Genomic DNA, 9,866 nt, shown 5'->3' with positions numbered 1-9,866 from the left:
GGTCGGCCGTTGAGGGAGACGGTGCCGGTGGTGGCGTCGACGTCGACCTGGCCGGGCGGGCGTGCGCCTCAGGACTGCTGGGCGCCGAGGTCGAGGCGGTCGCCGTCCTTGGTGACCGTGTACTTGGGCAGCGGCTTCACGGCGGGGCCGGTCAGCACCGCCCCGGTCGCGGCGTCGAACTTCGAACCGTGGCACGGGCAGCTGAGCTGGCCGTTCTTCGGCGGGTCGACGGTGCAGCCGGCGTGCGTGCAGATCGAGGAGAGGCCGCAGTACTGGCCGGCCTTGGGCTGCACGATGTAGACCGCGTCACCGCTGCTGGGGTCCTTGACGGTGGCGGAGCCGCCGACGGGAACGTCGGCCACCGCCACCGAGACCTTCGCGGCGCCGCCGCTCGCGCCACCGCTCGGCGAGGCACCGGCCGAAGGGGCCGGGCTCGGCGTGAGGGCCACCGGCTTCGGCTTGCCGCGCACGAAGGTGGCGGTGAGCGAGCCGGCCAGCAGGCCGGCACCGCCGAGCGCGACCGCCGCGATGCCGCCGTCCAGCACCGAGCGCCGGCGCACCGCGTGCTCGTCCAGCCCGCGGGCCCGGTCCCGCTCGGCCCGCCGGGCCAGGTAGCCGTCCACCGAGAGGTACGGCGTGCCGGCCAGCAGCAGCGCGCTCCAGGCCATCAGGTAGGGCAGGTCGTTGCCCAGGTAGTACGGGGTGGTGTTCCAGCTGACGGTGAGGAACAGGGTCAGGCTGAGCGTGGCGCCGCCGAGCGCGGCCACCCGGCCCCAGAGGCCGAAGAGGGTGCCGAGCCCGACCGCCAGCTCGCCGAAGGCGATCAGCAGGGCGAAGAAGGTCGGCGCGTGCAGCGCGGGCTCCAGCGCCCAGCCGACCGGGCTGTGCGACCGGGCGTACAGGGTCTGGGCGTAGAAGGACTGCAGGTCGCCCCGGCCGGCCAGGAAGTGGCTGTCGGCGAGCTTGTCCAGCCCCGCGTAGACGAAGGTGACGCCGAGGAAGAGCCGCAGCGGCAGCAGCGCGTACCGGCTCGCCAGCGCGCGGCGGTGCGCGGCCCGCCCCTCGCCCGCGGCGGGTTCCGGCCGCTGGGACGGCAGCTCCGGGCCCCCGGCGCCGACCGAGTCCCTGGTGCCCTCCATCATCACGTCACCTTCCCGTACGGCCCATCAGCTCCCGACAGGTCCGGTCCGCATTCTGCCCGTTCCTGATCACTTTTCGACGGTATCCCGCCCCACGAGCGTCGGATCCGACCCCACTCGCGACCCGGCCGGATCCGACGCGAACGGCCGCACCGCCATCCACGAGTACGTGGACGACGGTGCGGCCGTTCAACGGCCCGGCGATCCGCCGGGCCGGGCGGGTGGGACTACTCCCACTCGATGGTGCCCGGGGGCTTGCTGGTGCAGTCCAGCACCACCCGGTTGACGTCGCGGACCTCGTTGGTGATCCGGGTGGAGATCTTGGCCAGCACGTCGTACGGCAGCCGCGACCAGTCGGCCGTCATGGCGTCCTCGGAGGAGACCGGGCGCAGCACGATCGGGTGACCGTAGGTGCGGCCGTCGCCCTGCACGCCCACGCTGCGCACGTCCGCCAGCAGCACCACCGGGCACTGCCAGATCTCGCGGTCCAGGCCCGCCAGGGTCAGCTCCTCGCGGGCGATCGCGTCGGCCTCGCGCAGCAGGTCCAGGCGCTCCTTGGTGACCTCGCCGACGATCCGGATGCCCAGGCCCGGGCCCGGGAACGGCTGGCGCTGGACGATCTCCTCGGGCAGGCCCAGCTCCTGGCCGACCATCCGGACCTCGTCCTTGAAGAGCTTGCGCAGCGGCTCGACCAGCGAGAACTGCAGGTCCTCGGGCAGGCCGCCGACGTTGTGGTGCGACTTGATGTTCGCGGTGCCGGTGCCGCCACCGGACTCCACCACGTCCGGGTACAGGGTGCCCTGGACCAGGAAGTCCACCGACTGGCCGTGCTCGCCGGCCTCGGCCACGATCTCGGCCTGCGCCTGCTCGAAGACCCGGATGAACTCCCGGCCGATGATCTTGCGCTTCTCCTCCGGGTCGCTGACGCCCTTGAGCGCGCTCAGGAACCGCTCCTCGGCGTCGACCACCTTGAGCTTGACGCCGGTGGCGGCCACGAAGTCCTTCTCGACCTGCTCGGTCTCGCCCTGGCGCATCAGGCCGTGGTCGACGTAGACGCAGGTCAGCTGGTCGCCGATGGCGCGCTGCACCAGGGCGGCCGCGACCGCGGAGTCCACGCCGCCGGACAGGCCGCAGATCGCCCGCTTGTCGCCGACCTGCTCCCGGATCAGCGCGACCTGCTCGTCGACCACGTTGACGGTGGTCCAGGTCGGGGCGAGGCCGGCGCCGCGGTAGAGGAAGTGCTCCAGGATCTGCTGGCCGTGCGTGGAGTGCAGCACCTCGGGGTGGTACTGGACGCCGTACAGCTTGCGCTCGTCGTCCTCGAAGGCGGCGACCGGGACCACGTCGGTGGAGGCGGTCACCGCGAAGCCGGCGGGGGCGGCGGAGCAGGCGTCGCCGTGCGACATCCACACCGACTGCTCGGTCGGGGTGCCCTCGAAGAGGGTCGAGCCGCTCTTGGAGACGTGCAGGGCGGTGCGGCCGTACTCGCGCGCGCCGGAGTTGTCGACGGTCCCGCCGAGCGTGATCGCCATCAGCTGGAAGCCGTAGCACATGCCGAAGACCGGCACCCCGGCCTCGAAGATCGCACGGTCGAGCCGCGGCGCGCCCTCCTCGTAGACCGAAGACGGGCCGCCGGAGAGGATGATCGCCTTCGGGTCCTTGGCGAGCATCTCGGCGACCGGCATGGAGCTCGGCACGATCTCGCTGTAGACCCGCGCCTCACGCACCCGGCGGGCGATGAGCTGGGCGTACTGCGCACCGAAGTCGACCACCAGAACGGTGTCGACCGGCGCTGCGGACTGGTCGGGGGTAGCAGAGGACACAGACGGCCTTCCGGCGGCAACGAGGTGGGGTGTCCCTGTCGAGTCTACCGGGCTGGGCCTTGCCCCCCTTCACCCACATGCCGCGCGCCCGTGTCGGGGCGGTCGCGCGCTCGTTGACCGGGCGACCGCACGACCGCGGCGCGCCCTCCAGGTGCGTCGCCGGGGCACCCGGGCCCTCGCCCGTGCGGTTCGGCAGGACCACGCGTGGAATGTTCCAGTCCACTCGCGCACGTGGCGCACCACCTCCGGCCCCCGTGGCCGGGTGCTGCGCCGTGGGATCGGGCGCGGGTGCGGTGGAGCCGGCGGCAGGGGACAGCGGCCGGCTCACGACTGCGCCAGGAGGTGCGGCGGCCGCACTGGGCGACGCCCGGGCCGCCGCCGCACCACCCGGCGCCGACCCCGACCGCCGGCCGGAGCCCCGGCCGGACCGGCGCACGCGCCCGGATCCCGGACCGGACGCCGGAGGTCGACTACCAACGGTGACCGAAGATCGACGAGCCGGTCGGGCCCCCGACCGCACCCCCGATCCGTACTGACAGGGTGTCAGGAACCGGTCAGGCGGAAAATGGACTACCTCGAAGTCGGTCGAATCGGTTGCAGAGCACGGCCTCTGTCCACCACGATGCTGGGGTGGGGGTTCGCCGGAGGCCAGTTCCGGACGGCGGGTCGCCGCTTCCGCTGCCCCCGCCCACCGGCGGTGACCGTGGGTATTCCCTCACCCTCCGTGAGGACAGGACCACCAGACCGGCGGTCCCACGTCTCCACACCGGTGCCCACCGGCGGCGCCCGGCGGTCCCACCGCCGTCCCCGGGCCGAACCGGCCGGGGCGCACCGCCGCACGGCACCCGCGCAGCACCCGCGCGTCCGGCCCGAGCCGGACGCCGTCGAGCCAACCGAATAAGACGGCGCTCTTCCCCCGGCGCCGTCGCCCCAGCACCGGCGCAGCCCTGACGCCGTGTGCTGAGCGACAAAGGGCCCCGTTCCCCCGCGGGGCCCTTTGCCTTGCCCGCCGCGGACGGCGCCCGCCCGTCCGGCACCGGGCGCCGGGGCCCGCGTCCTAGTGGTCGAGCACGTCGGTGGGCGGCGGCAGCAGCGCCGCGGCCGGACCCTGGGGCGCGCTCGGCGCGCCGGGAGCGGGCGGCGCCGGGTGGGGCGCGTGCGCCGGCTGCGGCGGGTACGCCGGCTGCGGCAGGTACGCGGCGGGCCGCGGGGACGCCGGCGGGAGGGCTGCGACGCGCGGCGAGAGCAGCTCGGGCAGCGGCAGCGCGCCCAGCGCCGTCCAGAGCAGGTTCGCCAGCAGCACCCCGGCCACGCCCAGCGCCACCGAGGAGTGCGTGCTGAGCCGCACCTCGCCCAGGCCGCCCACCAGCGCGCCGGCCGGGTCGCCGTCCGCAGCGGCGCGGCGGGCGACGCTCCAGGCGCTCTCGGTCAGCGCGCCGGAGAGCAGCATCAGCGCGCTCAGCGCCGCCCAGTGCACGGTGGCCAGCCGCAGCCGGCCGGCCCGGTCCAGCCCGCGCCGGTGGGCGGCGAACCCCAACAGCGCGGCCGTCGCGATCGCCGCCAGCACGGCCAGCCGCCAGGCCCCGTCGGCCGACGGCAGGTCCAGCAGCGAGGTGTGCCAGCCGGCCGGGCCGCGCAGCGGCTCGTGGCCGTCGCGGTAGGAGTGCCCGCCGGCCGCCAGCGTGGCGCCCGAACCGAAGCCGATCAGCTGCAGGCCGAGGTTGGGCAGCACGGCCAGCCCCGCGAGCGTGGCGCCGCCGTGGCCCCGCAGCGCGAGCAGGACGAGGCCGGCCAGCGCGGCCGCCGCGGCCGCCACCGCCAGGACCTGCGCCGAGAGGAGCCCGGCCACCGCCCAGCCGCGCGGCCGCGCGTCGCGCCGGGCCGCTCGGCGCAGCGCGTCGGTTCCGTGCACGGCCAGCGCCGGCAGGCCGGCCAGCACGGCCGAGCCGAGCACCGCCCACGCCCAGCCGGCGCCGGCGGCCAGGTGGCTGCCCCACACCGGGGCCGACCCGCCCGGCAGCCAGCCGCCGCCCGCCCCCGGAGCCGGGCGCTGCCAGTCGGTACCGGAGAGCAGGCCGATCAGCAGGGTGACCACGGACGCCACCAGGGCGGTCCTGGCGGCCTCCCGCAGAGCCTCCGCCCCGCTCGGCGGGCGCCCGGTGCGGGCCGTGCGGGCGCGCTGCGCGGCGTGCAGGCCGAGCCGGAGCAGGCCGAGCCAGGCCAGCGTCACCGTCATCGGCAGCAGGTGGAACGTGAGGTGCTCGGCACCGGCAGGGATCTGCGGACCGCTGCCCACCGTCAGCTGCCAGGGGGCGCCGAACGCTGTCAGGGTCAGCGCGAGCATGCCGCCGTAGCGGGCGCCGTAGGGGGGCACGGAGGCGCCGAACAGGTCGAAGAGCGAGCCGTGGTCGGGGATCGCCGCCAGCGCGGCGACCACCAGGAGCAGCGCGGTCGGCGCGATCAGCGCCCGCACCGCGGGCCACCACAGCGCCCACAGCGCCCGGCCCCGGCCGGTGGACGGCCGGTAGGGCACACCGAGGCCCCAGGGCGCGGCGGTCGGGTCCGGCGGGTCGGCGGGGGCGGGCGGCCCGATCGTGGCCGGCGGCGCCGGCGGTCCCCACGGTGGCGGGCCGGGTGCCCGGGACGGCGGCAGCGCCTGCCCGCAGGCCGCACAGCCGGCCGCTCCCGGGGCCGAGGCCGCTCCACAGCACACGCACAGAGCCATCAAGGCATCCCCCCTCGGCGGCCCACCCTAGCGCCGATCCCCGTCCGTGCGCACCGCAACCACCCCCCGAGCCCAGCCGTCCTGGTGTTCCATCAGCTCGACTCCCGGAAGCCGCAGTTCGGCCACCGCGCCGCCACCCGGATGGTTCTCCAGCCGCAGCTCGACACCGATCGCCGCGGCGTGCCCCTGGGCGATCGTGAGCCCCAGTCCGTGCCCCTGTCCCCGCTCCCGGGCACCGGTGCGAAAGCGCTGCGGACCCTCGCGCAGCACGTCCTCGGGGTAGCCCGGGCCGTGGTCGCGCACGGTGATCCGGTGGCCGTCCACCACCACCCGCACCGGCGGGGCGCCGTGCCGCTGGGCGTTGGCCACCAGGTTGCCGAGCACCCGGTCGAGCCGGCGCGGGTCGGTGGTGACCTGCGCGGCCCGCTCGATCCTCAGCTCGACCGCGGGCGCCGCCGGCAGGGGGGACCCGGCGAGCGGCGGCACGCCCTCGACGATCCGGGTCACCAGCGGTCCCAGCGGCACCACCGACAGCTCCGGCCGTTCGGCGCCGGCGTCCAGCCGGGAGACCTCCAGCAACTCCTCGGTCAGGCTGCAGAGCACCCGCACCCGGTCCTGCACCAGTTCGGTGGGACGCCCCGGCGGCAGCAGGCCGGCCGCGGTGAGCAGGCCGGTCAGCGGGGTGCGCAGCTCGTGCGCGACGTCGGCGGTGAAGCGCTGCTCGTTCTCCAGCTTGCTGCGCAGCGCGGCCGACATCGAGTCGACGGCGGCGGCGAGTTCGGCCACCTCGTCGCGCGGCCGGCCCAGTGGGCCGATCCGCGCGGTCAGGTCGCCCTGGGCGATGGTGCGGGCGGTGCGGGCCGCGCCGCGCAGCCGGCCGCTGATCCGGTGCGCCGCCAGCACCCCGGCCAGCACCGTGACCAGGACCGAGAGCACCGCCGAGACCAGGATGGTGCGGTCCAGGTCGGCGATCGCCCGTTCGTCCTGGGAGTAGTCCACCCAGAGCGAGATGACCTGGCCGCCGCTGCCGGCCGCCGCCCACATCGCGGTGCCCGCCGGGCTCGCGCCGAGCTCCGAGCCGTGGTGCCCGCGCAGCGCCAGCCGGCGCAGGTCCGGCGGGAGTCCGGGGTCGTCGACGGCGGCGTGCCAGGTGGGGGCGACGACCTGCCGGGAGTTCTCGTAGGCGTCGAGCAGCGAGTCCAGCGCCCGCTCGGCGGTGGCCCGGGCCTGGGCCTCGTGCTGGCGGACCATCGCCTGGTGGACCAGCAGGCCCAGCGCGAGCGCGACCAGGCAGGAGACCACGGCGACCGTGGTGGCGATCTGGCGGCGCAGGTTCATGCCCGGCCGCCCGCGCGCGGGCGGCGCAGCTTGTAGCCGAAGCCGCGGATCGTCTCGATCCGTTCGGCCCCGATCTTCGCGCGCAGACGCTGGACGTGGACGTCGACCACCCGGGAGTCGGCGCCCCAGGCGTAGTCCCAGACCCGCTCCAGCAGCGTCTGGCGCTCCAGCAGGACGCCGGGGGCGGCGGTGAACTCCAGCAGCAGGCGCAGCTCGGTGGGGGTGAGCAGGACCTCCCGGCCGTCGACCCGCACCTCCATCGCCTCGGTGTCCACCTGCAGCCCGTCGACGTCCCGCACCGCGAGCGGGGGCCCGGCGGGAGCGGGTGGCACGGGTGGCACGGGCGGGGCAGGTGGGGAAGTCAGGGCAGGTGGCGAAGTCGGGGCCGGTGGGGTGGACGGGACGGGCGGGGCGCCGGGCACCGGCGGGGCCGCCGGCGCGGGCCAGGCCGCGGGCGCCCGGGCCGGCAGGCCGGTGCGGCGCAGCACGGTGCGGATCCGGGCCACCAGCACCGCGGTCTCGAACGGCTTGACCAGGTAGTCGTCCGCGCCGGCCTCCAGCCCCGAGACCACGTCGACCGGGTCGGTGCGGGCCGACATCATCAGGATCGGCAGCTGGCTCTCCTCGCGGATCCGCCGGCAGAGTCCGACCCCGTCCAGCAGCGGCAGCATCACGTCCAGCAGCAGCAGGTCGGGCCGCCGCGCGCGGAAGAGCTCCAGGCCCTCCAGACCGTCGGCGGCGGTGTCCACCGGGAAGCCGTAGCGCTCCAGGGCCATCCGGGTGGCCTCGCGGATCACCTCGTCGTCCTCGACCAGCAGGATCCGCGGGGTGCCGGGCACCGGGGCGCTCATCGGCTCACCCCCGGGGTGGCCGGCGGGGCGCTCGGCACGGGAGCCGCCGGTGGCGCGGCCGACGGGAGGGCCGACGGGGTGGCGAACGCCGGGGCCGCGCCGGCCCCGCCCGGCGCGGGGGGCGCCACCGAGGGCCGGGCCGAGGGCTGGATCGGACCCGCGCTGGGGGTGCCCGGATTCCTCGGCAGGGTCGGCTTGGCGCTCGCGGGCAGCGTGCCGACCTGTAGGTCGCCCAGCAGGCACGCGGGGGCGTCGCCGCCCGGACCGGTCGGCTTGATCTGCCGGTTGGAGAAGGCCAGCCGGGCGCCGTCCCAGTGGTAGGTGCTGAGCACGACGGCGGCCGTGCCGGCCGGCTCGTGCACCTCCAGGTCGGACAGCAGGGTGTCGGCCCAGAACCCGGCGGCCACCGGCAGGGTCAGGATCGGCACCAGCTGGTGCTCGACCAGCCGGTAGACGTGCAGGTCACCACGCTGGTCGGCGGTCAGCACCGCGGTCAGCAGCTCCTCGCGACCGTCGCCCGTCAGGTCGCGGAACTGCGGCGCGAGCACCTGGCAGCCGGTGCAGCCGGTCACCGCCTCCTGCTCCGAGGCGGGCACGTCCCGGCTGTCCTGGCGCAGCAGCCGGCTGACGTCGACCGTGCGGATGTCGTCGCCGGACACCGTGATCCCCGGCACCGGCTCCGGTGCTCCCGGGCTGCCGACCGCGGGCGTGGGGCTGGTGGAGAGGGCCACCGCCGGCCAGAGTTCGACCGGACTGGGCGGGCTCGGCGGGGAGGCCAGCGGACGCGTCGGGCCGGCGTCGTGCAGCTGTCCGGGACCGGCGCAGCCGGCGAGCGCGGCGACCGCCAGCACCACCGCCGCACCCCAACGGGCCGCCTGTCGGCCAAGCCGTGAACTCACGCTGGTGGTCCCTCTCCGTACGAATGTCCGAGAACCCCGGTCAGACTGCCACACGGCTCGGGCCGGCCCGGCGGTTGCAGCCGGGCCGGCCCGGACGCCGCCCGCGGACCCGGGGCCGGAACCGGGGCCTCAGGAGATCGGGTCCGCCATCACGATGATGTTGTCCTTGTAGTGCCCGTCCGAGCCGAGCTCCCCGCCACAGGTGATCAACCGCAGCTGCGGACCCGGCGTGTTGCCGTAGACCAGCTCGGTCGGGAACGCCGTCTTGGCGTAGTCGTGCAGCTCGCGCACCTGGAACGAGACGGTGCTGCCGTCCTGGCGGCGGATGTCGATCCGGTCACCGGGGCGCAGCTGCGGCAACCGGTTGAAGACCGCCGGGCCCTGGCGGGTGTCGATGTGGCCGAGCAGCACGGCCGGACCGACCTGCCCGGGGGTCGGCGTGCCCCGGTACCAGCCGACCTCGGAAGGCCGGTCCATCGGCGGCACCTCGACGGTCCCGTCGGTGTTCAGGCCGGTGTCCACCACCGGCGCGTCCACCCCGATCCGCGCGATCGTCAGGTGCACCGGCGGCGAGGCCGTCCTGGTAGCCGGCGGCGGGGTCGTTCCGCCGGCGCCGCCCGCCGGCGCCTGGCCGGCGCCTGCGGTGCCGGGTGCGTCGGGCGTCGCGGCCGTGGCCGGCGACGCCGCCGCGGTGCTGATCCGCACCGGGGCCGGCTGCCGCGGGGCGGAGGTCAGGATCAGCGCGGAGAGCACCAGCGCGATCGAGGCGCCCATCGCGGCCGGCACCCACCCGGGGCGCCGACGGCGATGGGAGGTCTCAGCCCTGCGCGCCGGCACGGCGACGGCGCAGGACGGCGAAGCCGATGCCCGCCACGCCCGCGGCGGCCAGCCCGGAGCCGGCCGCCAGGGTGCCGGTGGACGACTGGCCGCCGGGCGCCTCGCCGGTCTGCGCCGCGCCCTTCGGCACGCCCGCGACCTGCGGGGCGCCCCCCGGCGCGCTCGGGGTGGCGCTGGGCGCCGTACCGGCGACCGACGGCTTCACGCCGCCCGCCGCGCCGCTGGGCTGGACGGCGGGCGCCGAGACGCCCGAG

The 9,866-nt window shown here is 76.3% G+C and carries 7 protein-coding genes and 2 pseudogenes; all 9 read right to left on the bottom strand.

The window, feature by feature from the left end:
• Window positions 1–68: 68 nt before the first annotated feature.
• Window positions 69–362, bottom strand: coding sequence for a Rieske (2Fe-2S) protein (locus ABD323_RS37165; protein ID WP_344446515.1), 294 nt, complete (start codon window positions 360–362; stop codon window positions 69–71).
• Between the two features lie 237 nt (window positions 363–599).
• Window positions 600–1,139: pseudogene (locus ABD323_RS37160) on the bottom strand (DoxX family protein); the annotation flags it as partial.
• Between the two features lie 227 nt (window positions 1,140–1,366).
• Complete coding sequence (gene guaA / locus ABD323_RS37155) at window positions 1,367–2,962, bottom strand: glutamine-hydrolyzing GMP synthase (RefSeq protein ID WP_344446514.1); 1,596 nt, start codon at window positions 2,960–2,962, stop codon at window positions 1,367–1,369.
• A 1,057-nt stretch (window positions 2,963–4,019) separates the two neighbouring features.
• The gene (locus ABD323_RS37150) at window positions 4,020–5,495 is read right to left on the bottom strand and encodes a hypothetical protein (RefSeq protein WP_344446513.1); all 1,476 of its coding nucleotides are present in this window, start codon (window positions 5,493–5,495) and stop codon (window positions 4,020–4,022) included.
• Window positions 5,496–5,714: 219 nt separating this feature from the next.
• A complete protein-coding gene (locus ABD323_RS37145) occupies window positions 5,715–7,025 on the bottom strand; it encodes a sensor histidine kinase (protein WP_344446512.1) in 1,311 nt (436 codons plus the stop codon).
• Window positions 7,022–7,876 (bottom strand): response regulator, encoded by an 855-nt coding sequence (locus ABD323_RS37140; RefSeq protein WP_344446511.1) that lies wholly within the window; start codon window positions 7,874–7,876, stop codon window positions 7,022–7,024. Before ABD323_RS37140 ends, ABD323_RS37145 begins: the two co-directional genes overlap by 4 nt.
• Window positions 7,873–8,775 carry a hypothetical protein gene (locus ABD323_RS37135; RefSeq protein ID WP_344446510.1) on the bottom strand — a complete coding sequence of 301 codons (903 nt, stop codon included), beginning with the start codon at window positions 8,773–8,775 and terminating at the stop codon, window positions 7,873–7,875. Before ABD323_RS37135 ends, ABD323_RS37140 begins: the two co-directional genes overlap by 4 nt.
• A 129-nt stretch (window positions 8,776–8,904) precedes the next feature.
• On the bottom strand, window positions 8,905–9,549 hold the full coding sequence (locus tag ABD323_RS37130) for a class F sortase (protein WP_344446509.1): 645 nt from the start codon (window positions 9,547–9,549) through the stop codon (window positions 8,905–8,907).
• 43 nt (window positions 9,550–9,592) lie between these two features.
• A pseudogene (locus ABD323_RS37125) lies at window positions 9,593–9,866 on the bottom strand (hypothetical protein); the annotation flags it as partial.

This window comes from Kitasatospora nipponensis, from assembly GCF_039528135.1.
GTDB lineage: Bacteria > Actinomycetota > Actinomycetes > Streptomycetales > Streptomycetaceae > Kitasatospora > Kitasatospora nipponensis.
Note: the sequence above shows the minus strand (reverse complement) of the source record. Positions and strands in the feature narration are given on the sequence as shown.

Bases quoted from the DNA above. Each gene is read 5' to 3' on its own strand.
- ABD323_RS37130 (WP_344446509.1), bottom strand. From the start codon at position 9,549: ATGGGCGCCTCGATCGCGCTGGTGCTCTCCGCGCTGATCCTGACCTCC.
- ABD323_RS37140 (WP_344446511.1), bottom strand. From the start codon at position 7,876: ATGAGCGCCCCGGTGCCCGGCACCCCGCGGATCCTGCTGGTCGAGGAC.
- ABD323_RS37145 (WP_344446512.1), bottom strand. From the start codon at position 7,025: ATGAACCTGCGCCGCCAGATCGCCACCACGGTCGCCGTGGTCTCCTGC.